This window comes from Filimonas zeae, from assembly GCF_014641615.1.
GTDB classification, from domain to species: domain Bacteria; phylum Bacteroidota; class Bacteroidia; order Chitinophagales; family Chitinophagaceae; genus Filimonas; species Filimonas zeae.
Genome location: NZ_BMIB01000001.1, coordinates 524,970 through 551,085, shown reverse-complemented (window position 1 = coordinate 551,085; position 26,116 = coordinate 524,970). Strand labels below are relative to the sequence as shown.

At 47.1% G+C, this 26,116-nt stretch carries 22 protein-coding genes; 11 read left to right on the top strand and 11 right to left on the bottom strand.

What is annotated here, in order from left to right; genetic code table 11:
• Nucleotides 1-28: 28 nt before the first annotated feature.
• From IEY13_RS02335 to IEY13_RS02310, 6 genes are read left to right on the top strand one after another with little or no spacing between them, the layout of a single operon-like run.
• Entirely contained in the window at nucleotides 29-1,030 is a 1,002-nt protein-coding gene (locus IEY13_RS02335) for a phosphotransferase family protein (protein ID WP_188950291.1), read from the top strand.
• Nucleotides 1,031-1,039: 9 nt separating this feature from the next.
• Complete coding sequence (locus IEY13_RS02330) at nucleotides 1,040-1,966, top strand: adenylyltransferase/cytidyltransferase family protein (protein WP_188950289.1); 927 nt, start codon at nucleotides 1,040-1,042, stop codon at nucleotides 1,964-1,966.
• Nucleotide 1,967: 1 nt separating this feature from the next.
• Nucleotides 1,968-3,749 carry an asparagine synthase (glutamine-hydrolyzing) gene (asnB, locus tag IEY13_RS02325; RefSeq protein WP_188950287.1) on the top strand — a complete coding sequence of 594 codons (1,782 nt, stop codon included), beginning with the start codon at nucleotides 1,968-1,970 and terminating at the stop codon, nucleotides 3,747-3,749.
• Nucleotides 3,739-4,977 (top strand): glycosyltransferase, encoded by a 1,239-nt coding sequence (locus tag IEY13_RS02320; RefSeq protein WP_188950285.1) that lies wholly within the window; start codon nucleotides 3,739-3,741, stop codon nucleotides 4,975-4,977. The genes asnB and IEY13_RS02320 overlap by 11 nt, the downstream gene beginning before the upstream one ends.
• Nucleotides 4,974-5,873, top strand: a complete 900-nt coding sequence (locus tag IEY13_RS02315; RefSeq protein WP_188950283.1) for a PIG-L deacetylase family protein — start codon at nucleotides 4,974-4,976, stop codon at nucleotides 5,871-5,873. Before IEY13_RS02320 ends, IEY13_RS02315 begins: the two co-directional genes overlap by 4 nt.
• Nucleotides 5,874-5,877: 4 nt before the next feature.
• On the top strand, nucleotides 5,878-7,650 hold the full coding sequence (locus IEY13_RS02310) for a chorismate transformation FkbO/Hyg5 family protein (RefSeq protein WP_188950280.1): 1,773 nt from the start codon (nucleotides 5,878-5,880) through the stop codon (nucleotides 7,648-7,650).
• 125 nt (nucleotides 7,651-7,775) lie between these two features.
• On the opposite strand, the gene IEY13_RS02305 is transcribed toward IEY13_RS02310, so the two are convergent.
• Nucleotides 7,776-8,177: a VOC family protein gene (locus IEY13_RS02305; protein ID WP_188950278.1), complete on the bottom strand. Its 402-nt coding sequence runs from the start codon at nucleotides 8,175-8,177 to the stop codon at nucleotides 7,776-7,778.
• A 34-nt stretch (nucleotides 8,178-8,211) separates the two neighbouring features.
• On the opposite strand from IEY13_RS02305, the gene IEY13_RS02300 reads away from it, so the two are divergent.
• Nucleotides 8,212-8,601: a DUF1801 domain-containing protein gene (locus IEY13_RS02300; RefSeq protein ID WP_188950276.1), complete on the top strand. Its 390-nt coding sequence runs from the start codon at nucleotides 8,212-8,214 to the stop codon at nucleotides 8,599-8,601.
• A 7-nt stretch (nucleotides 8,602-8,608) separates the two neighbouring features.
• On the opposite strand, the gene IEY13_RS02295 is transcribed toward IEY13_RS02300, so the two are convergent.
• Entirely contained in the window at nucleotides 8,609-9,037 is a 429-nt protein-coding gene (locus IEY13_RS02295; protein WP_188950274.1) for an energy transducer TonB, read from the bottom strand.
• Between the two features lie 214 nt (nucleotides 9,038-9,251).
• Here IEY13_RS02295 and IEY13_RS02290 point away from each other — a divergent pair, with 214 nt between their 5' ends.
• On the top strand, nucleotides 9,252-9,653 hold the full coding sequence (locus IEY13_RS02290; protein WP_188950272.1) for a hypothetical protein: 402 nt from the start codon (nucleotides 9,252-9,254) through the stop codon (nucleotides 9,651-9,653).
• A 128-nt stretch (nucleotides 9,654-9,781) separates the two neighbouring features.
• Here the strand turns inward: IEY13_RS02290 and IEY13_RS02285 are convergent, their stop codons facing one another.
• Nucleotides 9,782-10,573: a M48 family metalloprotease gene (locus IEY13_RS02285; RefSeq protein ID WP_188950270.1), complete on the bottom strand. Its 792-nt coding sequence runs from the start codon at nucleotides 10,571-10,573 to the stop codon at nucleotides 9,782-9,784.
• 222 nt (nucleotides 10,574-10,795) lie between these two features.
• Here IEY13_RS02285 and IEY13_RS02280 point away from each other — a divergent pair, with 222 nt between their 5' ends.
• Both IEY13_RS02280 and IEY13_RS02275 read left to right on the top strand, forming a co-directional pair.
• Complete coding sequence (locus IEY13_RS02280; RefSeq protein WP_188950268.1) at nucleotides 10,796-11,986, top strand: ankyrin repeat domain-containing protein; 1,191 nt, start codon at nucleotides 10,796-10,798, stop codon at nucleotides 11,984-11,986.
• Nucleotides 11,987-11,988: 2 nt separating this feature from the next.
• On the top strand, nucleotides 11,989-13,176 hold the full coding sequence (locus tag IEY13_RS02275) for an ankyrin repeat domain-containing protein (protein WP_188950266.1): 1,188 nt from the start codon (nucleotides 11,989-11,991) through the stop codon (nucleotides 13,174-13,176).
• A gap of 67 nt (nucleotides 13,177-13,243) precedes the next feature.
• Here the strand turns inward: IEY13_RS02275 and IEY13_RS02270 are convergent, their stop codons facing one another.
• The 6 genes from IEY13_RS02270 to IEY13_RS02245 form a co-directional block, all read right to left on the bottom strand.
• Nucleotides 13,244-14,533, bottom strand: a complete 1,290-nt coding sequence (locus IEY13_RS02270; protein ID WP_188950264.1) for a nucleoside hydrolase-like domain-containing protein — start codon at nucleotides 14,531-14,533, stop codon at nucleotides 13,244-13,246.
• Nucleotides 14,534-14,588: 55 nt separating this feature from the next.
• Nucleotides 14,589-15,038, bottom strand: a complete 450-nt coding sequence (locus IEY13_RS02265) for an organic hydroperoxide resistance protein (protein WP_188950262.1) — start codon at nucleotides 15,036-15,038, stop codon at nucleotides 14,589-14,591.
• 200 nt (nucleotides 15,039-15,238) lie between these two features.
• Nucleotides 15,239-17,119: a RagB/SusD family nutrient uptake outer membrane protein gene (locus IEY13_RS02260; RefSeq protein WP_188950260.1), complete on the bottom strand. Its 1,881-nt coding sequence runs from the start codon at nucleotides 17,117-17,119 to the stop codon at nucleotides 15,239-15,241.
• 15 nt (nucleotides 17,120-17,134) lie between these two features.
• On the bottom strand, nucleotides 17,135-20,530 hold the full coding sequence (locus IEY13_RS02255) for a SusC/RagA family TonB-linked outer membrane protein (RefSeq protein WP_188950258.1): 3,396 nt from the start codon (nucleotides 20,528-20,530) through the stop codon (nucleotides 17,135-17,137).
• 42 nt (nucleotides 20,531-20,572) lie between these two features.
• The gene (locus IEY13_RS02250; protein ID WP_188950255.1) at nucleotides 20,573-21,721 is read right to left on the bottom strand and encodes a FecR family protein; all 1,149 of its coding nucleotides are present in this window, start codon (nucleotides 21,719-21,721) and stop codon (nucleotides 20,573-20,575) included.
• Between the two features lie 66 nt (nucleotides 21,722-21,787).
• On the bottom strand, nucleotides 21,788-22,357 hold the full coding sequence (locus tag IEY13_RS02245; RefSeq protein ID WP_188950252.1) for an RNA polymerase sigma-70 factor: 570 nt from the start codon (nucleotides 22,355-22,357) through the stop codon (nucleotides 21,788-21,790).
• A 237-nt stretch (nucleotides 22,358-22,594) separates the two neighbouring features.
• On the opposite strand from IEY13_RS02245, the gene IEY13_RS02240 reads away from it, so the two are divergent.
• Nucleotides 22,595-23,056 carry a hypothetical protein gene (locus IEY13_RS02240; RefSeq protein ID WP_188950251.1) on the top strand — a complete coding sequence of 154 codons (462 nt, stop codon included), beginning with the start codon at nucleotides 22,595-22,597 and terminating at the stop codon, nucleotides 23,054-23,056.
• 81 nt (nucleotides 23,057-23,137) lie between these two features.
• Here the strand turns inward: IEY13_RS02240 and IEY13_RS02235 are convergent, their stop codons facing one another.
• Together IEY13_RS02235 and tnpC are read right to left on the bottom strand one after the other, a co-directional pair.
• Nucleotides 23,138-24,295 carry a serine hydrolase domain-containing protein gene (locus IEY13_RS02235; RefSeq protein WP_188950249.1) on the bottom strand — a complete coding sequence of 386 codons (1,158 nt, stop codon included), beginning with the start codon at nucleotides 24,293-24,295 and terminating at the stop codon, nucleotides 23,138-23,140.
• Between the two features lie 308 nt (nucleotides 24,296-24,603).
• A complete protein-coding gene (gene tnpC, locus IEY13_RS02230) occupies nucleotides 24,604-26,079 on the bottom strand; it encodes an IS66 family transposase (protein ID WP_188950247.1) in 1,476 nt (491 codons plus the stop codon).
• Nucleotides 26,080-26,116: the final 37 nt, after the last annotated feature.

Here is a 26,116-nt window from a genome sequence, read left to right as displayed (position 1 = left end):
AAAAACTAAATAGGCTAAATAACGTAGTATGACAGCAGATGCATATACAGGCCTGCAAACCGTTACCGATGAAGAAGTGCTGGAAGCCGCAGTAGCGCCAGTCCTCGGCCCGTTAAGGCATATAGAGCACTCGGGCGGCTATTCCAATAAAAATTACAGTATTACCACGGCAGCCAATCAACGCTATTCCGCACGTATAGCACGTACCAACCGCACAGCAGCAAGCGTAGCAGCAGAAGCACATATTCTCAATGCCCTGGCGCAGTTTACCAACCTGCCCGTGCCTGCATTGGTTACACTACCGCAGCAGCATATTACCATTAATGGGCAGCAACACTTTCTGCATTGCTTTACACATATCAACGGTAGTATACCCTGCCTGTGGTGGCAGCAATGCAGCCCGCAGCAGCTACAACAACTGTTTCATCAGCTGGCGCTGCTTCATCGCGCTATGCACACCATACCCTCCATTGGCAAAGCCGCCACAGATATGGTATGGTATCAGTTACCCGATAAGGCACCTGCTATACTGGCTGCAACAGATACAGGCAGGTATGTTACCGCACACTGGCCCGCCTTTACACAGGCAGCCACCCGTTTGCAACAGGCCATGCAGGTACGCTTTCCCTGGCAGCAGGCACGTTATCAGTGGATACATGGCGATATACAAACCGAAAACGTATTGTTTGAAAACGACCGGCTTACCGGCCTGCTCGATTTTGAGCTGGCCACCTGGGATGCCTGCGAAAAAGATGTGATTCTGGCTGCCTTCCGCACCTGTAAAGAAGGCAATTCAGATGCACCTTTTCAATACAATGCTGCCGCACTGCAACTGGCAATCTATACTTACCGCCGCGCAGAAAAGGGCTTGTGCGATGCCTTCTTTACAGAATACGATACTTTATGGAAACCCTGGTTCTGTCTGGATCAGGCCATGCTATATCTGCGCAACGCGTTTGACGGCGTATGGCAACTGCAGCCAGGCATCGGCTTTCTTCCCTGCTTTCATCAGGTATTACAATACACCTAAAAAAAACCTATGTGCAAACGTACCTTATTGGCAACAGACTGGCGAGCGCTTACCGGCACCCAGCTTTCTTTTATACAACAACTTACCAGCAGTTGCGATGAACTGATTATACTGTTGCAGGAAGATGATCTGTACCCTGCCAATACCGCCGCTGTTACAGGAGGCGACTTTGTAGTACAGCTGCGTCAGTTGCTACAGGCACACATATGCATACCCGTATATCTGCTTCCCGTACCCTCACGCGGGGCTACGCCATTGTACACCTGGTTAAAATGGCGGGTTGTATGCCCTGCATTTAACCAGGTATATACCAGCCCCGGAAATAACATACCGGCCATGCAGGCATCCTTACGTGTTCCCGTACACCCGTTACCACAACCCTCCGGCGCTGCCATACAATGGCCTGCGGTACCACTGCCAACACCTGCAAGAGGTTTGTTTGTTACCAGAACACAACCTTTGCATAACGGGCATGTAGCCTGCCTTACACAGATGCTGCAGGAGGTAGAAGAAATAGTAGTGGTAATAGCCATGGCAGAACGCTCACACCAGCCCACCAACATTGCCACCGGAGGCGAAAGGCTGGCAATGCTTCTGCCGGTATTAGAAGAACTGGCGCCCGGTAAATATTACCTGGCCGCCCTGCCGTATAGCGATTACTATATGGAAAACCTGTACGAGCTGGAAAGCCTGCTGCCCGCCTTTCAATACATATACACCACCAACCCTGGCACCATGGCTATGGCAGCCACTGGCGGCTATCCGGTAAAAACATTTAACACCGGCCTGCCCGTAAGCAGTACCCTGGTACGCGATTGTATGTTACAGGGCCTGCCTTACCAGCAATACGTACCACCAACCGTATATAAGCAATTACAGCAAACAGGCATGGCAACCCGGTTACAACAAATAATGGCAAAAGAACAGGAACGATAATATGTGTGGTATAGGAGGAATATTATTTTCAGCGGACGCCCCTGCCGTGCTGCAGCAAAAAATAAAACAGCTGGGCAACAAACAGCAGCACCGCGGGCCAGACGGGCGTAGCGAATGGCAGGCAGGCAACCACGCCCTTTGCCACCAACGGTTGGCATTACTGGATGCAGCAGGCGGCACACAGCCATTTACCGATAACAGCGGCCGTTACCTGATAGTATACAATGGTGAATTATACAACCACGCAGCACTCAGAAAACAACTGGAACCACAATACCAGTTTACCACCCGCTGCGATACAGAAGTAGTGCTGGCCGCCTATATCCGCTGGGGCGAAAAATGCCTGGGTCATTTCAACGGCATGTTTGCATTTCTGATATGGGATACCCTGACAGAATCTGCCTTTGCAGCCCGCGACCAGGCTGGCATAAAGCCTTTTGTGTACTGCCGCCAGCAGCAAAGTTTTCTCTTTGCCTCCGAACAAAAAGCCTTACTGGCAGTACTCAATAGCCGCCCCGCACTAAATGAATATGCACTGGCCGAATACGTTATAGCCCCCTACCTCAGTGGCGACCATCTGAACCTGTTTCAGGATATTCACTTTTTGCAGCCAGGTACTTTTTTACGCATCACCCGCCAACACGTTACCACACATACCTGGTACCGCTTTCAATGGCAGCACCCACACATACCGGAAGCCACACTTACACAGCAGGTGGCCACTGCCCTGCAGCAAAGTGTTACACAATGCCTGCAGGCCGATGTTCCGGTAGGCTTATTTCTCAGCGGTGGGCTTGATTCCTCGCTACTGGCAGGCATAGCCGCACACACCGGCGTAAAGCCCGATGCATACACCATTACGTTCAACAACCATCAGCATATTACCTTCGACCCCACCACTATTGTTAATAGTGACGATCTGCCCTGGGCCACCCGCCTGGCGCAACAGCTGCAATTACCCTTTACTACCGTACAGGCACAGCATACCTCTTTGCAGGAAAGCCTGCGCCAGCTGGCCATAATCAATTGCCGCATACCAGTATGGGAGCAGGAGTTTTCGCAACACTTTCTATCTAAAGCCGCCGCTACCCGCAACAAAGCCGTACTGGTAGGCGATGCCGCAGATGAAACCAATTATGGCTACTTCTTTCTGCTCAATAATGCCGTCAACCACAGCCCGCTGGCGCTGCTGCAATGGTTTGGAGCCGATAAACGCGTACAGCTGATGCAGCCACGCCTGCAGAAAACTTTGCAGCCCCTTACCTGGCTGGATGCACATTACAAAGCGCTCGCCTGTGCAGAAGGTCTGCAGTTTGGTAAAAATGAACAGGAAAACATACTGGCCATGAGTGCCGTGGTACGCAGCCGCTGGTTGCAGCGCCTGCTGCACAACGGCGATATTCATACCATGCACTTTGGGCTGGAAGCGCGTGTGCCTTTTGCCAACAGAAACGTGCTGGATGCAGTAAGCCAGGTAACACCAGCCAGCGGTTTTAAAAACGGACAGGAAAAATACATCATCCGCCAGGCTGCCACCCGCTGGCTGGCAGAAGACTTTTCCTTTCGTAAAAAATCCGCACTGCCACGCGATCCGCGCCTGGGCAAAGCCTATCAGCCTATACTGAAAAGCCTGTTGCAGCCAAACAGCAGCTTTATACACACCTGGCTGAACAAACCAGCGCTGGAAGCCTTATGCAATCAGCAAACCATTACAGAAAACGACAGAATGATGCTGTTCAACATGATTAGTTTACTCAATTGGGCACAGGAATATGCAGCATAAAAGAATACTGATAGTAACCATTCCCGAAAAAGGGCATATCAACCCCATGATAGGGGTAGCCGCCCACCTGCAGGCCGCAGGCTTTCAGCTGGCCTTTTTTGCGCAGCAGGATATTACTCCGCAACTACAGCAGGCAGGCATCAACAGCAAAATGTACTGCCCCCCTGCTGCTGCAAATAGTAACACAGACTTTGTTACCAGAGGCAAGGCTTTTGTTGAGCAACTGGCCGATAAAGCATGGCTTCGTAACTGGATTAAAACCCTGCTGATAGATGCCGTACCCCAACAGGTACAACTGCTGCAACAGGCAGTGGAAGACTGGCAGCCCGCATTAATAGTTACCGACCCCATGATATATGCTGCCCCCATAGTGGCCAATAAAGCAGGCATTCCCTGGGCAGGCATATCCTCCTCCCTTAACCCCGTTACACCCGCACACTGGCAGTGCGAACTTACCCATACACTGGATCAGTTGCACCCACAACGGCAGGCCATGCTAGCCACCCCGCAATGGCAACCACAGTTCAGGGTAAGCGATGTTATATCTCCCTGGCTGAATATTGTATACACCGTAGAAGAATACATATCCAGAGCAATGGCAGACAATACCTTCTCCTTTTATGTAGGCCACAGCTTTCCACCCCATAGCCGTGGAGATGAAGCTGGCTTTCCCTTTCACCTGCTGCAACCAGGTAAAAAGAAAGTATACATGTCTATGGGTAGCCAGATTTATTATCACCCGCACCTGTTTACTGCCGTAGCCCAGGCCCTGCCAGATGAGGACATTCAATTAATCTTTGCCATCAGCGAACTATATAATAGCCCCTTTTTACAACAGCTACCCGCCAACGTTATTGCCGTACCTTACGCACCACAGCTTCAGGTACTGCCACATGTGCAACTGGTAATATCGCATGGTGGCGCCAACTCCGTAATGGAAAGCATGGCCAACGGCATACCCGTAGCGCTTTTGCCCATTTGTAACGATCAGTTTTTACAGGCACAGCTGGTAACACAGGCAGGCACAGGCATTGTACTGGATCCTAACAATCCTTCTCCCGAAGCCTACCGCCGGCAACTGTTACCACTACTGCAACCACAATCACCCGTAGCGCAACAAGCCGGTAAAACAGGCAATGCCTTCCGCCAGAAAACAGGCCCACAGGAAGCCGCCACACTTATTCAGCAATTGTTCCATACCCGGCAACCTGTTATGCCACAGTTATGAAAACCATACTGATTATATCGCCCCATCTGGATGATGCTGTACTAAGCTGCGGTGCTACCATAGCAGCACTGCACACACAGGGGCATCACATTACTACCGCAACGGTATTTACCCACCCCGGCACAGCAACAGATAAGCATACACATTACAGCCAAAGACGCCAGCAGGATGAGCAGGCACTGGCACTGCTGGGGGCAGCCTGTATACACCTCGGCTTTGTTGATGCCCCTTTCCGGCATACTACCTGGAACAGCTTCAGCACCCTGCTGTTTCATCACCATACGCCACCCCATCAGTTGCAGTTGGTGCAGGATATAGCAGCAGCCATAAACACGCTTATTCAACAACTGCAACCGCATGAAGTGTGGTATCCGCTGGGGGTGGGTGGGCATATAGATCATCACCTGGTATGGCATAGCAGTACCCTGCTCAACCATCTTCCAACGCAGCATGTGTTTTACGAAGAGTGCCCTTACGCAATGGTGCCTGGCTGGGCTGCCATAAGATGGAATAGTATAGGTGCCAAAGCCATCACGTACGGCACAGACACACCTGTACCATACAGCCCACTTACACAAATTCCACTGCCCTTTATACATAACTATATTACCAACGCACACGATAAACAAGCCAGCCTTGCCGCGTTTAACAAAGAATGGCAGGCACAACCACCCCAGCCATTTACAGTAACACAGTGGCAGCTTAACGGCCGGCTTTATACGCAAAGCCCCTCCTGTGTACCAACCACTTTTTTTCAGCAGCAGTGCAAAGCCATTGCCTGTTACACAACAGAATGGCCCGCATTGTTTGGGCCACAGGAGCAGCATATAGCAGAAACACTATCACAAAACATACATAACCACCAGTACTGCGGGCAGTACTGGTACAAAAACTGATGTGATGATATACGTATCCGATGAAAACGAATACCTCCGGCTTACCAACCAGCAACTGCCGGTATTAAAAGCCACTTTTTCGCAAAACACTTTTGCAGATGCCTGGCTGGGCGAACAACCTGTAGCAACTACCACCCATACCGCACAGCAGGTACAATGGCAACATACTGCCAACGGCTTGTTCGGCAGTATCTCCGTTAACGCAGGCCCCGGCATATCGCTGCAAACAGCCACACAGGAGGCATACACACAACTGCTACAGGCATTGGAGCTGCAACCGGAATATACCGTTATCCGCTTCTGGAACTACGTACCCAACATTACAGCAGCAGCAGCCCCTGATACGGCCGATGGCGAAACGCGTTACCACCTGTTTAACGCAGGCAGGCAAAAAGCATTCAGTAATTATTACGGAGAAAACCTGGCCACCAGGCCCGTACCCGCAGCCAGCGCCGTAGGCACCCAAAGCCATTTGCTTACCATAGAGTTTCTGGCGGTACAACACCCCATTCAGCAACTGGAAAACAAAAACCAGATACCCGCATGGCGCTATTCTCCCCGGTATGGTAAGCTTTCGCCTTATTTCAGCCGCGGCGTTATTTATAACAACAATGGCCAGCGCCTGCTGCTGTCCTCCGGCACGGCCAGTATTACGGGGGAAGACTCCCAACACCCCGGCGACATATACGAGCAGCTTTGCCAGAGCATACACAACCTGCGCATACTGGCTGCCCAGTTCAACCTTAAACAATACCATATTCACTATGGTTTTGCACTGGAAGATATTGCCCACATGCGCGTATACTATAAAAACGAAACAGACCGCGCCTTTCTTCAACGCTTTGTGCCACGCTTTCTGGCCCCTGCCTGTAAGGTATCTTTTATACAGGCCGATATATGCCGCGAAGAATTACTGGTAGAGCTGGAAGCCGTTTTTATTAAAAAAGGCGAAACCGAAAACGGCATTCGGCCTAAATACTATCTGCAACAAAACCGCATCCGCACCGAATCGTTTGAGGTACATGTAGCAGAACATTGCAATCTCAAATGCCGCGATTGCTGTAACATATCTCCCTTCAACGCTAAAAAATTCATTAGTCTGGAAGAGGTACAGGAAATATGCACCTTTGTAAGTACTCACCTATTGCCCGATGTATTTAAAGTAGCAGGCGGAGAACCCACCCTGCATCCGCAGCTGGATGAGATATTGCGGATAATTAAACAATCCGGTGCAGGCAAAGTAGTAAGAGTAGTATCCAACGGCCTGCTGATGCACAGGATGACAGATACTTTCTGGCAGCATATAGATCAGCTTACGATATCCAACTACATCAGCGCCCCGGTTAAACCCGCCCTGCTGGAGCAGATTAAAAGAAAAGCCCGGCAATATGAAGTGGTACTGAACATTAAATACATAGATCAGTTCAACGAAATATTTGTAGACGATGCTATTACAGATACCAACCGGGTACAGCAGATTTATAACGACTGCTGGATGCGCCACCGCTGCCTGATTGTACGCAACGGCCGCTTTTTTAAATGCACCCGCGCCGCGTATATGGACGACTTTCTGACTATGAAGAACAAACCCATACAAGCAGGCAACAGCACCTACACACAGGAAGATGGCATACTGTTATCAGAAACCGGCTTTCAGCAAAAAGCATTAGACTATCTGAATACAGATACAACACTCCTGTCCTGCGAATACTGCCTCGGCGTATCAGGCAACCTGCGTGAAAATATACAGATGAAAACAGCAAAGGTGGTTTCCTGAACCATCTTTGCTAATCACCTCCCTTTACCGCCAAACCGAAAGGCCAGGGCTTGCCCGGCAAGCGGCTAAGCATTCCTATTTGTCCGCAATGCCACATAGTATGCTGAATATTCCACTCCAACGCCTCACGTATCGTACGCGCTACCCATAATATAAAAACTACCGGTTTCTGAATTGGGCAAATGCAACAACTCTCCCGCCGGACCAATTACCCTGCATACATCTGCCCAATCCTCCTGTGCAAGTGGTAAAAGCTTCACTCCGGTATATTTCTGCGCAATCCCTAACTCTGTCAAATGCCGAAACCATAAGGCGGCATCATTTACTTCAATAAGCAACATTGTATTTTCCAGCCAGTCTTTCACATAATAGTCTTGAAGAAAAAAAACATGACCATCACGCTGAAAAATAGACATCTTCTCCGAAACAGCATGCTCCCGAAACCCAAGCTCTGAGTAAAACGCACGGGATAAAGCATAATCCGAGGAGCCGATAAAAGTGCGGAGAGATTGTACCTGAAGTTCCATATATTTAGTGTAGGTTACCTCAAATCTAAGCCATATGCTTCAGGAAATCGAAACATACCATAACTCACTGTCAGCCACAGATCAGGAAATAGCCAACCTGTTATATGAGGTCATATGCGAAAGCCTGCCCGAAGCGGAACACAAAATATGGCACCGCCATCCCGTATGGTTCCTGGACGGAAATCCCATTGCAGGCTACAGCACACGCAAAACCGGCATGAACCTTATGTTCTGGAGCGGACAATCATTCAATGAACCCTTACTACAAAAAGAAGGCAAATTCAAAGCAGCAGAAATACGCTACACTACTGCACAAGACATTAATACCACTGATCTTAAACGTTGGCTGGATAAAGCCAGAAACATTCAATGGGATTATAAAAATCTCGTAAAACGAAAAGGCGTTCTGGAGAGGTTGAAATAGAAACACATTACTGTTTCTGTTCTACTTTAAACAAGAAACTCTCCCTGTGTAAAGCAACAACCGGTTTACCATCTCTGGTTGCAGGCTTCCAGCGGGGCGATTTTTCCAATACCCTTGTAACCTCGGTAACCATACCAAATCCTGGGTCTTCTTTAATATTTACTTTAGAAACCGTTCCATCTTTTCCAATCTCAAAGAAAGCTACAACAGTGTAAGCTCCTGCCGGTGCATGATTACGAATAGCTACTGAATCATCCAGTTCACGTTTCAGATACTTCTTCCAGGCAGCGCTTCCACCGGTATATTCAGCCGCAGTCTCTATACGCATAAAAAAGCCACCATCATCTTCACGGGCCTGCTTACGCGCCGTATCCTGTGCATGTACAAAAGGGCTGAAGCAAATACTGGAAATAAGAAAGAGTAAAATTGGTTTCATTCAATATAGGTTTTTAATTATCTCTTACCGTAACGTTTATAATATCATTACCGAAGAAGATAAGAGTTAAGAGTATAAACAGGCGAAAGCTTCTGTCTTGCAGTATCTTTTTCATATTACTTACATCAAATATAAGTAGTCCGTATAAATAAAAATTATATCCGTACATGCAACGCCCAAAGCAACTGCACCATCATGTTTAAAAAAACTTATTATGCGTATCGCTTGTATGGCACTAGCCGTTTCCACTATTTTTGCCTTTTGTAGCAAATCAAACGACACCAATAATTCTTATTCCGGAAAATGGGAACTCCGCATTACCGACAATGGCTCAACAGGTTATAAGGAGCATGCGGAGGGAAATGGAAATAAGTTTCTCATTTCCGATGATTCCCTTTATTGCTTTGCAAACCACAAATTACAGTACACCCGCGCCTTCACACTGGTAAAAGATACCCTGAGAGGTTACGGAGAAGACAGACTGGCAGACAAACTCGTATCCGACGACGACTATTTATCCACCCACTTCTTTGAAGTAAGCAACAACAACCTTACTGTTTATACCGGCATACCAGCAGCCGATGGCGGTAAAGCTGTTTATGTACGTATTAACTAAAGCATAGTCAACTATCAGGGAACATCTATGTAAGTGTTCCCTGAAGTTTTTACAATAAAAAAAGCAGCTTACACAATCGCCTTATCAGCCAACTGCATAAACTGCTATATATACCTAAGCAAAAAGCCCTACAGCTTCGCTAACCCATCTTTCTTAGCTTTCTCCAGCACTTTCGCGGCGCGGTCAGCACTCTCCGGATGAGAGCTTAACATTTTTTCAGATTTGCTTCTGTTATCACCCGCCTCTTTTTCCATTTCAGCAAACTTGTTAAACGCACTTGCCAGCGCAGTAACGTTATAACCATGCTGCTTCATAAAGTTATAAGAATAGTCATCTGCCTCACTTTCCTGCTTACGGCTGAATTTGGTTCCCAGCAAAGCAGTACAAAAACCACCCAACTGGCTTTCAGAAAGAGAATTTACTGCGCCCGACTGAGAAGCCGCTGCATCTGTAAGCGCCGCTGTTTTATACGCATCTCTTATAGCATCACGCGTATCCTTATTTGCCACATGCCCAATCTCATGACCAATAATGCCCAGCAACTCCTCGTCCGTCATAATATCCATCAGAGAAGAAAATACGCGAACACTGCCATCTGCACACGCAAATGCATTAATATCCTTTACCTTATATACCTTAAAATTCAGTTTCAACCCGCCTTCATTCTGATGTTTGGAAAACAGTTTGGTCAGCCTCACCATATACGGATCATCAGCCGCCGCAACCTCATTATGTGTGTCCATATACGCAATCGCCTCACCTGCCAGCTTAGCCGCGTCAGCATCAGAAAAGGTGGCCGCCTTTACCCCTTTGTCTACAGCGCCAATGGCTTTTTTGTTAAGTTTAAGCTGGGCAGAAGCGTTGGAAGCAGATGTCAGCAGCAGGCTCATAACGGCCGCGGAAAGTAGAAGTCGTTTCATAGTGCGTAGTGTTTAATGGTTTGAATGCGTTAAAAAGCAATATTTATGCCGCGTTAACACCATGTTGGCTCCCCTGCAACCACACTGTTCACCCCCCAACGATGTACCACTTAACAATTGGCCTTTTTTTTGCAGTCATTAGCACCTGATTTTGAATTACTTTAAATCATTTCCGGCCCTACCCCAGGCATGGACTATTGTTAACACAACCTCAAAAAGACCATGACACCAGAAACCGCAGTAGCAGAAGCCATCATGCGCGGCAAGTTTGCAGAAGCAAGAGAACGTTTACAAAATGGCGAACCTCTTTCCGGCCAGTACGTAGAAAACAACAAGTCACAGATCATCAGCAGCATCCTACGTGAAAAAGCATTTGACCTTATTGACAATCTGATTGAAAACGGACTGGTACTAACCGACATATACGAGTACGACACCTTCGACCGATCTGTATTTAAAAACATAGCCATGAACCTGAAAGGTGATGAGGAATCACTTGCTTTTCTGCGCAGCTTTGTTCAAAAACTACAGAACAAAAACGATGAAGTACGCGACACCACGGTACTACAGTTTTGCATAGAAGAAGCCGCCGACCCCGCAGTGATACAATGCCTGATAGAAGAAGGCTTTAATGCGCAGTACAAAAACAATGCAGATATGAACCTGCTGCACAATGTGGTAAACAAAGGCATGCTGGATGAAACCAAAGGCAAAGCCTATATAGAACTGCTGCTGGCTAACGGCGTAGATGTTAACCACCGAAATGTGGTAGGCACCACTCCACTGATGCTGGCTGTACAAAGAGGTAAAAAGAATTATCTCGATCTGCTGTTACAAAGTGGTGCCGATCCTAACGAGCAGGACAACAAAGGCAACAGCGCTTTCTATTTCGCCGTAGTAGAACAGCAAAACAAAGCTGTTTACGAAAAGCTGAAAGAATATGCTTCGCCCGATTTCAACAATGCCAACAAAGAAGGAGAACACATTCTTACCGGCTACCTGCGCATGTTACATGGCAACTCACCAGACTCAATAGCCTTGCTGCTGCAAATGCTGGAAGATGGAGCAGACATTTACCAGACCTCCCCTTACTATCAGGTACCTAAATCCGGTACCGACTGGCTGGCAGAAAAAGCACCCGAACTATTGAAAGCTGTACTGGCCAGCGGTACTATTGATGTAAACCGGCAGGACGATCAGGGCAACACCATCCTGCACAAAGTATGCGCCTTCAACGTAAACTACGAGCAGGAGGTAGCCCGCAAACTTTACCAAAAGGTGAAACTCCTCATAGAAGCAGGTGCCGATCCATCTATCACCAACGACAAGGAGGAAACAGCGCAAACACTGGCCTCCAAAGACAACCTGAAAGTAAAAACAGTAGACCTGTTGCTGCAACATCAAAACAACTAACCATGTCCATGTCATTCATTATTGCCTGCGAAAACGGCAACAGAAAAATAGCAGAATTACTCCTTGCCAATAAAGAAGCAGATGTAAAGTATACCGATGAACGCGGCAGAACTGCTCTGCACTATGCCGCCCACCGCGGATACATAGATATAGTAAAAGTGCTGGTAGAGGAAGGGGCGGATATAGATTATGAAGACCACGCAGGCGAAACACCGTTATATTTTGCCTGCCTGCAAAAGCAGAAACAAACCGCCTTATACCTGCTGGAAAAAGGCGCCAACAGCAATATCAACGATAAATCGGGCAACAGCCTGCTGCACCTTACCGCCCACCTGGGCCAGAAAGAAATTGCAGGCAAACTGATAGAACAGGGCATAGATGTAAACGCCCTCAACAACAATGGCGAAACCGCCCTGCTGCTGGCCACACAGGTACGCAATAAAGACCTGGTTGAGCTGCTGCTGAACAATGGTGCCGATATTAACGCCACAAACAAACACGGCGACACGGCACTTATACTGGCCGTACACGCCAAAGCCCTGCCACTTATTACAGTGTTGCTGCAAAACGGTGCTGATGTTAACCACACCAACGACAGTGGCGAAAGCGCGCTGTTAATTGCCTGTCAGGGTGCCAACAGAGCCATTGCCAAACAACTGATAGATCAGGGAGCCGATATCACCGCCTCCACCAACACCGGCCTGGCCCCCGTTTGGTATGCCTGCGCCCACAACCAGAAAGAAATGGTACAACTGTTCCTGGACAACGGCATAGACGTAAACTTCAGCAAACCACTGGGCGAAGACACTTCTTCTATGAACGCCTATCTGGACTGGGTAGCCACGGCCAATAACCTGAGTGTAGAAGCCAGCTTTAACCTCAACACCAGCTACAGCTACGGTGGCGAAAGCCTGCTGCACCTGGCAGTAAAAAAAGGCAACATCAGCATGGTAAAACTGCTGATAGAAAAAGGTGCCGACATAAACATACAAGACGAATCTGGCAACACCCCACTGCACTACGCTGCCGCCAACGGCAAAAAGGATACGGTGAAATACCTGCTGGATAACAATGCAGATATCAGTGCCGTAAATGTAAAAGAGCAAAAAGCCATCGACTATTCCAACATTAAAGGCTTTAACGAAATAACAGAACTGATTTTATTAAAATCGCATCAGGCCAAAGCATAAAAAATGGCAGTGCGCAGGATACCGTTTGAATGAAAAAAGCCGCTGACCCAATCAGCGGCTTTTTTACTTATTGCAACCACGCCCATCGTTTAGCCCAATTCAGCAATACAGCTTCACGCCATTTTGATACCGTACGCGCGCCCTGCTGTATACCATAAAACAAATCCGAATCAGGCCGGTCAGTATACCAGTTATCGCCCAGCACATAATCATCCGGCCCCGGCTTACCAGGCCAGCCGCTACGCACCACAAACTGCCCTTTCTGTACAGCAAAGCCCGGAATAGCAGCACTTACCTGGTAAGTAACTGTTTCCGCCTGCTTAGGCGCATAGCGAACTACATAATCACCATTACCGGCGTAATAACCCGGCCATTTCTGTTCACCAATCTTTGCCTGCACCGCCATCGTAAAACAGGCAGAATCCTCAGGCAATGCCACCACAGGCCCTTTAAAATGCAACTCCACCACTGTATAAGCAGCCACTGTATCAGCAATACTGGTACCGTCATAAAATACACGCCGTGGGCTGCGTTTAAATTGAACAAAACTGCCACCCCAGCTTTCTTTTAAAGGATTAGCCGGGTCGCCATCCATCATATACAGCAGTGAAGGCGTATCCCCCATTTTAACAGTACCACCGTAATACTTTTTAAAGTCTTTGCCCAGATATCCTGCACCGCGTATATACGCATCGTAATATTTATTCTTCTTCAACGTATCCGCAGCATCCGTATCTGAAAACAGGCCGTAGTAAGAAGCATTGTTTTCAATAAACCACAACCCCGGAAAATGCTTAACCACATAAGCATACGCATTGGCGCTCCACTTTTTATTAGGTCCACCTATCCAGTAAATACGTATGTTATGCTGAATATCAGGCGCATCATGTAAGGCCTGCGCCACATCTTCCAATCCGCCCCAAACCAGCACCCACAATGGCTGTGTGCTTTTCTTTCTGGCACAACTCACAATCCAGTCCGATCCTTCTGTAGCCGCAGCATACCCTTTCAGCGGCGCCGCCCCCTTCCTGCCCTGCTTACACAGTTTACGCAGGTCATCGGGTAGCACATAATTTTTCACATGCTGTTGCAGCTTAGGCAAATCCTTCTCATACAAATCAATCATATCCAGCAGTTGCTGCTTGCTCCCCTCGCCAAAAGAAGGTGAAGAAACAAGCCCCTCTGTAGTAAACAAATGACAATACATCAGAAAATGCGCTATCGACTGGTTATCATCAGGATCAGTACCGCCAATATCTGTACTTATCAGTATACGGGGTTTAACAGGCACCGGTTGCCGGGCAATCATCGCAAGCGGCAAAGCAATCGCCTGAACAAGAAACAATATTCTTTTCATACCGGAAATATACTATCCACTTCTCATAATGAAAAGAGTACTATAAAAGTCCCCCTTACACCGTAACAGCAATCTGTACGTTGATATTTCCGCTCGTAGCTTTTGAATAAGGGCAGGTTGCATGCGCCGCCGTTACCACCTGCTGCGCCTGCTCAGCAGTCAGCCCCGGCAGGTTCACCCGCAATCGCGCCTGTAACAAAAACCCATCTGCTCCTGTTGCTAAATCCACCTCCGTATCTACTGACGTTTCAGCCGGTAAGGGTATACCAATTTTCGCAGCATTATGCTGCATAGCGCCTATAAAACAGGCCGACCAGCCCGCAGCAAATAGCTGCTCCGGATTGGTGCCGGTTCCTTTGGCGCCTGGCGGGGTAAGACCTGTCTGCAATCTGCCATCTTCGCTTTTAGCATAACCATCACGCCCACCGGTAACATGCACACGTCCGGTATATAACACTTTAGTAACGGCGGTATCAGCTGTATTAAACACGGTAATCTGTTCCATATTCATTCGTTTTATAATTGCGTTGTTTAAGTTGACAGATCAAAAATACCAGGCATAACCACCGGTAAAAGCCACCACTACCTTCAAATAGACATATTGCACCGCCAGCCGGAAATTACAGCCATCAACCTACGCTAAGCATAAAAAAAAGGCTGCCCCATCACCCGATGAAGCAGCCTTTTCACAATACTTACTAAAATTTACCAGCCAAAATTCTGCACCAGCTCCTTATTCCTATCCAGCTCCGATTGCGGAACAGGAAACAGATAATGCTGCGGCAAAAACACCCGGTTTTGTATAGTAACCTTTTTATAAAACACTGCCAGCCCGGCTTCTTTACCATTCACATCCAGCCCGGTGCTCTGTAATTCCTGCGTGGTAGGCCGCGCATTTAAACCATGCACCGCACCATTATCCACCTGCTCACCAATCAACCACCTGCGCACATCCCAAAAGCGGTGTGCCTCAAAAGCAAACTCTACACGGTTTTCGTTCTGCACACGCTTGCGGAAACCCTCACGGGTATTATCTTCTGCTATAATAGGCAAATCAGGTAATCCTGCCCGGCTGCGCACCGCGTTAATAGCAGCAAACGCTTCGGCAGTAGGCCCTTCATTATATTCATTCAACGCCTCAGCATAGTTCAGGTAAATCTCGCTCAGCCGTATAATAGGGTCGTTCCGTTGCGCATCTGGCGAGCCCCAGTAGTTATTCATATCCACCGCAGGATCAATCCACTTGCGCACATTATAACCACCAATAGGGTATGTACCGGTTGATTTGGGCCATCCCTGCGATGCGCCCCCGTTAGAGCCCCACCAGGCCAGCCATACAGGCGTATTGTTGGTATTACCTACTGCCCACTTGCTGCCCTGGAAAAAGATGGTAGCATAAAAGCGTGGATCGCGGTCTTTATACATATTGGAGATATTCTCCAAACGCACAGTCTGCCCCGTAATGCCGCCACCACCATACATATCGCCGCTCCAGAAACCTGTTTCCTGATAACCCGAACCGCTATGTGTAATAGGAAAACCATTTTTCATTTCATAGCAATCCACCAGCTCCTGCAGCACACTATACTTACCCCAGCCACCAAACTCGCCACCATAAGGCAGCAGTTCGTTTTCAATACTCTTGCTGTTCGCTATTACCTTGGTAAGTATCAGTTCACTCCAGTTGCGCTTGTTAAACACCTGCGCGTAACTGTTAATAGGGTCGCCTGGTATCTTATTCAGCGAATACAGGTTCAGGTTTAACACTGATTTTGCTGCCGCTGCCGCCTTCTGCCATTTGTTTTTATCATACGCCTGGTTAAACAGCACCGTACCATCTCCATTTTTAATGTTAGCATACCGTGTATTGCCGTTAAACAAAGGGCTTGCCGCATAGGTAAGCGTTCTGCATGCCAGCGCCAGTGCCGCACCTTTGGTAATTCTGCCCATATTCGCATTGTCATACCCCGGAGGCAGCAACTCAGCCACCGCCTGGCATTCCCCTGTAATGTAGTCCACCACCTCATCTACAGTAGCCCTGGGCATACGCAAAGCATCCCCTTCTGCCGGTTTGTAGCTGCGGGTAATAATAGGTACACCGCCATACCGCTTAAACAGGTTAAAATAGAAATAAGCACGTAAAAACCGTACCTCTGCCTTATAACGCGGAATCACCTCTTTATAATAAGCAGCCTGATCGCCCATAATAGGCACCTTATCTATATTCTCCAGAAAAAGGTTGGCCTTGCGGATGTTCTGGTAAGAAACCGTCCAGTTATCATACGGGTTATTCGCAGCATTCCACGCCCCTGTGTTATAATACAAAGGATAAAAACCCGCACCCCAGTGGTGGAACGATTCATCGGTGGCCGCCGTAATATCATCCGTCCACCCGTCCGGCAAACAGCCCGCCATCATAGCGTACAAATTCGCCAGTGCGCCGTTGGCATTGTTAATATTACCCCATACCTGGTCTTCAGTAACCAGTTCAGAAGGCACCACATCCAGAAACTTTTTACAGGAAGAAAGCACTAATCCCGATACCAGAAAAAGGCTTGCGATAGTATATAATTGAATTCGTTTCATGTCGCTTCAGATTTATTATAAACCAATGGTTACCCCGGTATTAAATACACGCTGCTGAGGATAGTTGCCTGAGCTGTTTGGAATTTCCGGATCAAATATTTTAATACTGTTCCAGGTAATCAGGTTTATACCATTCACAAATACCCGCGCATTACGTATACCTATACGCTGCGTAAGTTTGGGCGATACAGTATAGCCCACCTCCACGTTCTTTAAACGAACATAGTCGGTAGATCTCAGCCAGAACGTAGAGTTCTGATCGTTGTTTGCATTGGCAGCATAGGAAATACGCGGATAAGCGGCATTCGGTCTGTCCTTTGTCCAGTAATTATCTTTCACATCTGCCAGCACCCCGGCATCGCCCGAAAATGGCCATACCCTTGGCCCTGTCAGCCATACATTACCACCAAACGCGCCCTGAAACAAAGCACTCACATCAAAACCCTTCGCATTAAAGCCCAGTGCAAAACCCATAATCTGCTCCGGAGTGCTCGACTTACCCAGGTAAGATTCATCCATAGAGTTCACTACACCATCCCCGTTAATATCCTTATACATAATATCGCCCGGTTGCACGGTACCATAAGCAGTCTGGCTGGGCGCTTTGTTAATATCATCCTGACTCTGAAATAAGCCCAGCGCCGTTAATCCGTATTGCTCGTTCACGCGTCTGCCGGTTCTGCGCTGGTACTCACGGCCCACATACTGCGGCTCATCCATCTCCAGTATTTTGTTACGCGCAAAAGAATAGTTGCCTTTTACAAAATAACCATAGCTCCGCATCTGGCGCCTGTACTCTACTGAAAACTCAAACCCTTTGTTAGATACAGAACCCAGGTTTACATAAGGCAGGTTTACAATACCAATAGAAGAAGGTATGGTACCCGGCCGGGCCAATATATCATTCCGCTTTTCATAAAACACATCACCAGTAAAGGTTAAAGCACCTCTGAACATTTCTATATCTAAACCAATATTATACTTACGCGCCTTCTCCCAGGTAACATCCGGGTTACCCGTACGGTCCTCTACAGAACCATTGTACCACAAACCATCGCGGTTCAGCCCAAACTGATAACCCGCTGCACCCAGCGCCCAGGTACTCTGATACAGAAAACGCTCACCACCAATTTTATCGTTACCCACCGTACCCGCCGATGACCGTATTTTAAAGAAGTTGATTACCGGTACGGCCTTCTGGAAAAATTCTTCCTCGCTCAGCACATATCCTAACGATACAGAAGGGAAGAAATCATACCGCTTGCCGGCAGGGAAGTTTTCAGATCCGTTATACCCAAAGTTGAATTCGGAGAATAATTTAGAATTAAAGGCATAAGTAGCACGGCCAATAAAACCATTGTACTTATAAGGCAAACCCAGAATAGCCTGCCCGGTACCCACCGCCTCAAAAAAGCTCTGCTGCTGATACAGCAACATACCCGACACCGCATGCTTAGCCGCAAACGTACGGTTATAGTTAATATAAGCCTCCACCTGCGTTCTGCGGTTGCTGTTAGCAGCCACATCATACCCCAGGTTATTAGTACCATCGGTAACCTTGGTATAGGTGCCCTTGGTTAAATCCGTTTCCTGATCGTTCGCCAGCGAATACTGGTACGTGAAGTAAGATTTACCACGCGTTACATTGCGGTAGCTGTACGAATCGAACGACAACCGCACCCGCGTACTTAGCCCCTCTGTAATAAACGGCATATTCAGGTTAAAGCCCGCCGTAGCCTGCAAGGTATTGGAAAAATTACGCTGATAGCCACCCTGCGTAAGCCTGCCATAAGGGTTATAAGGCTTGGCTGGCAGGTAAGCTACCGAACCATCCGGGTTTGACATGGGATACAGATAAGGCGGTATACCCTGCATATCCGAAAATATAGCACTGGCCGATACATTGGGATAGTTGTTATCATATACAATCTCCCCCAGGTTCAGCTCCATCGTTAAATCCTTCGTAATGGTTACATCTACGTTACTGCGGAAGTTATACTTGTTGTTCACCGCCTGAATGTTGTAATCAGACAAGTCAGCATATTTATACAACCCGTTCTGCCGCAGGTAAGAAATAGACGTAAAATATTTTACCGATTTGTTACCACCACTCACATTAAGGTTACCCTGATACATCAGTGCATTCGGCTCCAGCAATTCTTTCAGCCAGTTTACATTCGGATACAGGTACTGATAAGCCGGGTGACTCCTATCCCGGAACTTATTCAGGTATTCATCCGTATACATAGCATAGTTCTGCCCGTCATTAATTAAACCCACCCGGTATAAACTCAACGCATCATACGAATCCAGATACTCCGGCAAACGCGTAGGCGCCTGCAAACCCGTTTGCGCCGTAAAGTTTATCTGCGACTTTCCTTCCTTACCCCTGCGCGTAGTTACCAGTATCACCCCATTCGCCCCCCTTACGCCGTACACTGCTGTAGAAGAAGCATCTTTTAATATAGAAATACTCTCCACCTCATTCGCATCAATGCCCGAAAAAGCACGTTCCACCCCATCCACCATAATCAATGGTGCCTGGTTGCCCGTAAAAGTGGCCATACCGCGTATCCACAACTGCGCACCATCATACCCCGGCTCGCCACTGTTCTGCAGCGTTATAAGCCCCGGCAAACGCCCCGCAAGTGCATTGGTAAGGTTGGCCACCGGGCTCTGCCGCAGCTCCTTCGTACCCACCGTAGCAATAGCCCCGGTTAAACTTATCTTTTTCTGCTTACCAAAGCCTACCACTACCACCTCATCCAGCGCCTTATTTACCAGCAGTACTATCTCCATGGCATTACCGCCGGTAGCAGGTACCTGCACCATCTTCGTCTGGTAATCTGCCAGGCTCACCGCCAGGTAATCTTTAGGCAAAGCCCCCACTATGGTAAAGCGGCCGTTCGCATCTGTTTGCGCCGTCAGTTTCTTACTCACCACCTCAATATTGGCACCCGCCACAGGTTTACCCAGCGAGTCCGTTACCATACCACTCACCACCGGCGTATCTGCCACAGGTGTGTAGCTATGGTTATACTGCGTAGTACGTTCTTTCTCTTCCTTTTTAACAATAGCAATCGTTTTATCTTCTATCTGATAGGTCAACCCCTTATCAGACAAACAGGTTTCCAATGCCTTCGTAAGCTCAACATCCGTTTGCTGAAAAGTTACCTGGCTACCCTCGTTCAGCATGTCCGATTTCCAGAGCGTGGTATACCCCGTCTGTTTTCTGATCTCTTTAAAAACCCCGCCAATGGTCATCTTCTTTTCCGCAAAATGCAGTTTCTGGCCCACAGCAGCCTCTACGCTACCCGCCACCAGAATGCAGAAAAGAATCATTGCCCATCCCGGAATTCTTGCGTAAGTGGTGTTACAGTTCACCCCCACCTGAATGCGTGTGTTGTACATGGAATGTTCGGTTAATTAGTGAAGCAATTAGTTGGTTAATGTCTATTTTTTCAATGGCTTGTTCGTGTGTGGTACCCTGCTTACATACACATGCGTATCCCGGGCAGTAAACTGTACCTCGCCCAGCAGTTCTATCTTATGTAATACCTGTAATGCAGATTCGTATTTAGATATAGTACCGCTTATCTGTACATCAGCCGGTAACCCCTCATCATACACAAAAGAAATATTATACCAGCGCGAAATCTCTTTTAACGCATCCCGCAACCGCACCCTGGTAAAAGCAAAATACCCTTCCTTCCACGCAATCACCTCATCCGTATCTACCATTGCTACATCAATAGCAGCACCGGCATGAATGCGACTTTGCTCTCCCGGACTTAACAACTTAACAGCGCCCGAAGCAGTATGATTTACCGCCACCCTACCCGTAACCAGCGTGGTTTTTACAGAAACCTCATCTGCATAAGCACGGATATTAAAACCCGTACCCAGCACCCGCACCTGCTGCCCGGCAGACTGTACTATAAAAGGAGCATGTGGGTTAGCAGCAATATCAAAATAAGCCTCGCCCTCCAGCGTTACCGTTCTATGTGTTTTATCAAATTGAGCAGGAAAACGAAGGGTAGAACCCGCGTTCAAACATACACGGCTCCCATCTGCCAGTGTTACAGTGTATTGCCCACCTTTGGGCGTAGATAAAGTATTATACTCCGTGCTATTAACCTGCTGCTGCAAACCACTGGTGTAGCTTATTTCACCGTCTGTGCGCTTCCTAACCACACCATTCTCCTGCGCAACAGTATTGCCAATAGCCATACTGTCTAACACCAGCCGCCTACCACCCGCCAGCGTAAGCACTGCATGGTTGCCACCAGGCATAGCAGCTGCCAGGCAATTCACTTTTTCTGTAACCCTGGTAAAAGGAAGATAAAACCACACAGCAGTAGCAGCCACCCCTATAACAGCAGCAGCCACCAACCATCTGGTATAACGGAAAGAAGAACGTTTTTTACGCTGAATAGCCTTCCACAGTTGGCGGCTAAGCGCTGCTTCTCTATCGTCAGACAAACCGGCATCTTCCCGTTCCCCTAACGATAAAAACCAGGCTTCTACCAGTTGCTTCTCTGCATCGGTAGCCTCCCCCCTTTCGTAACGTTCCAGCAGATCAAGGGCCTCCTTTCTGTTCATAGCTTGTCCCTTTTATTATATAGACAAGAGAAAGAAAGCAAGGGGGTACAAATAATTATTATTTATTTAAAATAAAAACGGAAGCCAGCTGCCTACATGCGCACGAAGCAGCCGTAGCGATCGCTTCAGTTGGGTACGCACCGTTTCGCGGGATATACCTAACTCCTCACTAATTTGTAAATGAGAAAAATGTCCGCTCCTGCTCAGTTCAAAAACCGTTTTCATCTGCCGGGGAAAAGCAGCTACCTTACCGGCCACCTGCTTCTGCAAATCCTTCTCCAGTAAAAACGCATCCGGCGCAAGCGCTTTTGCTGCCTGCAGGTACGCTACAAAAGAATCCAGATACCGCTCCTTCGATTTTTTATGCGTAAAAATATTCAGCGCTTTATTATATATGCAATGAAACAGATAGGCAGGTAACGAAGTATGTATTACCTGCGTGCCTCTCCTTTCCCATAACGTAACAAATATATCCTGCACCACATCCATAGCCTCCTGCTCGTCCAGCAGCTTTACTGCATAGCGCAACATTTTAACGTGATAACGCTGGTACAATTCACTAAAGGCAGCTTCGTTATCCTCGCTTAACAGGGTAAGCAACTCCTGGTCTGTGGTAGCAGCAGAATATCTCTCCATCTGGAAATATGCTTGTAGTTTTGGTTTTGCTTTATACTCATCGTAAATATCGCCACCTCAAAAACATATCCATTAGCATAATTTAGCCGCTTATCCCCTTAAATTAACCAGAGTGCGTTACTCCTTTCGGCCCAATATTTGTTAACACCACCTTAACCAAATAGCTATTTTCGATCCATATAACTGATTACACATTCAGTGTAACAACAGCAACCTAACAATAAAAACAAAGTTCAAATGACAATGCTATCCTTAATCCGTCCGGCTATTGCAACCCTGGCAATTACATGTTTCTCCACTACCGCTTCAGCAAGACTTAAAATTCCTTTCGGCGAAAGAGAAGTATTGAATAAAGTACATGACCTGCCCGATACCGAAGAATTTAAACTGCGCAACGGCAACCACCTGGATCTGGCTACCTTTCACAAAGAGTTCAACATAGCGTATATACTTCCCTTATACGTTACAGAAGAACCCAAACTGGTAGGCTTTGACGCAAAAACAGAAACCTACTACGATATTCCGGAAACAGAGATGAACGAAATTTTAGCCGCTCAAAAGCTGGATAAAGCCAAACTGAATAAACTGCCTTTTTATACAAGGTATGGCGGCAAGGCAGTGGCAGTGTTGCTGATTGCGTTTATTATATGGGGAATTATACCTTCTAAGAAGGATGAGCCTGCAACTGCAACAGCCTAGTGCCTGCTGAATACATCATTAAAACGAAAAAGCCGCCTCCCATTCAGGAAGCGGCTTTTTAAATGATACACTTTCCCATATTTAACGATCTAAATGCCCCAGCCATCTGAATGGCGAATAGTGATCTCCAATACAAACCTCCGCTATTTGCGCACTAACAGTTTCAAAGTTTTCACTATTGCTCAGTAAAACCACAGCAATCCCCTTTTCCGGAAAAGCCACCGCATAATTCTGATTAGCATCTCCATGCCCGGTATGAAAAAAGCCTTTTCCATAAGGTGACTGAAACAATCCCACTCCCAGCCCCCACGATAATTGAATAGCGCTATTCTCCTGCGTAACGCTGTCCTTCAAAGGCCCAAAACCACGCTTACTGGTTACTGCTATTTGTGAAGATAACATCTGCTTAAAAGAAGACTCCTTCAAACCTTTTTCCATCATAAGGTTAATCACAAAATGAGCATAATCAACTGCTGTGGTTGACATAGAACCTGCTGCACGACTACTCTCGCGCCTTTCAGAGCCATACCTCTTACCATCTTTAAAGTAAGCATTGGAAAAATTACCTTCAAATTCCTTTTCCCAGATCATACTCGTGTGAGGCATTTGCAAAGGCCCAAAAACTTCTTCACGTGCAATTGCCTCAAGTGTTTTACCGGTATACTCCTCAATCATAAATCCAAGCAGATTTATTCCTTCGTTGGAGTAATAGAATTTTTCACCGGGTTTGGCTATTAAATTCACCTTATTCCCATACAATTGACGTAACACAGGCAAACCTGAACTATGACTTAATAACATGCGCGGTGTAATGCGCTTAAAAGAAACAGAATCGTCCGCCAGATCTTTCCATTTTGCATAAGCCCCAATAGGCTTTTTAAAATAAGTGTACACAGGCTTATCCAGGCTAAAAACACCCTTATCAACCAAACGCATAAAAATATAGGCGCTAACAGGCTTGGTAAGAGAAGCAGCGTACATAACAGTACTATCGTTTAAAAGCTGCCGGCTTTCAATATCTTTAAATCCAAAAGCAGCTGTCCATACAGTTTTATTTCCGTTAATAATAGCTACCTGTAGTCCGGCAAGTTTAGCGCTGTCCACCAGATGCGCTAATCTTTTTTGCAGCGCTTTAGTAGAAACTGATTGGCCATTAAGGTATTTGATCCCGGTAACCTCCTGCGCAAATAGCGGATGCAGGAAAAGTGAGCATACAAGGGTAAGCAGTTGTTTCATCATGTATATATTTCATTCAAATTTAGGAGTCTGATCCTTATTGTCCATCAACAATATCATATCCAGTGTGGGTAGTACCCTCGCTATCCAACAATACATTTCCGTTCGGATGAAATACAGCAGTGCGTGTATAATGACTGAATCCCGTTGAGAGCTGTTCTAAGTCTTCTGGTAGATCCATGCAATTACCCTTATGCCATGCATAATCTCGTTTATAATCTGATATAGTAAAAAATCGTTAGTTACAATGTAAGCGTCCGGCCAAGTACATCTTGGCTATTCCGTCGAGTTTACATATCGATGCCTTATAGCTATACCTTATAATGATGGGGAAGCAGCTCTTTGATTCTGTTAACCGGATGGTCGGCGATTGTTTGGAGTACAGCTTTAAGCCATGCATAAGTCTCTACACCGTGCATTTTACAGGTACCTAACAGGCTGTAAAGCATACCACTTCTTTTGGCTGCTTCATGCGATCCGGCAAACAAATAATTTTTTCTACCCAGCGCAACCGGACGGATGCTATTCTCTACGGCGTTATTATCGATTTTTAGCCTGCCGTCTGTAACGTAACCAGATAGTTTCTGCCATCTTTTTAGGCTATATGCGATGGCTTTTCCTATAAGGCTTTTGGGTAATACATGCACATACTGCTGCTGAAGCCATAGCCCCAGGTCTCGCAGTATGGGAGCTGACTTCATGCCTCGTACAACCTTCGTTTCTTCAAAGTTCAGGGCCTGCTCTTTACAGATACGTTCTATTACATACAGCTTCTGTATTTCTTCTAATGCGTATGATGCACGTTCATAATCATTCTCCAGCGCTTCGCTGAACATACGGCGCGCATGTGCCATGCAATGGATGTGTGTGATGTTTGCCTCTTTGTCAAAAATATTATACGCTGCATAGCCGTCGGTCTGCAGGTAGCCCGTAAAATTTTCAAGCATCTTTAACGGTCCTTCACGACCTCTGCCTTCCTGATAATCGAACAGCACTGTTTTATTAATGCTATCCTGATATACCCAATAGAAGCCACGATGAGTTTCACCCTTCTTATCCTTGTCCATTACTTTGATCGGGGTTTCATCTGCGTGGAGATAGTTGCAGTTAAGAATTTCGGCCTGCAGTGCATTAAATAAAGGCGTGATCAGCTGACAGGTGCCGCTAACCCAGTCTGTCAAGGTAGAGTAAGCTATCTTAACACCTGTTCTTTCGAAGCGCTGCATTTGACGGTGCAATGGCAGGTGATCTATATATTTATCTATAATCACCTGTGCCAGCAAACCTTCTCCGGCAAGTGCTTTTTCCAATGGGCGTGACGGAAGTTTACCTATAACAATACCGCCCTGATCCGGCAGTGCATATTTAGCACGCTTATATTGCTTTACATATAACTCGCCGGGAACATACTCCAGTATTTCTGTTATCTCTTCACCTATTTTCCTGCACCCGGTAATATCTGTATCTGGTTCGATGGTAATTTCTTCCCTGCGAAGTGTTTCCGGAAGCCTCATTCTGCCGGGATGTGGTATAGCCCGGGCTTCTTCTTTAGTCGTGTGCCGGGTGTAAGATATCTTTTGTGCATTCACAAGGCTAACCGCAGCTACCGGTTCCGGCTGTATATCAAGAGCTGGTTGCGGATTATTGGAAGAGGTCGGGACAAAACGTTCCTGGCGGGAGCCAAAAATCATTTTCTGCAGCTGTTGCAGCTGTTGCTCCAGCGCAACAATCCGCATTTGCGATTGCTCGTATAAAGTCTGGTAATCTGGTGTAGCTGCCGGTTGCATGTTAAGCAATCTACAGTTTTATAGCTGCATACCAGAT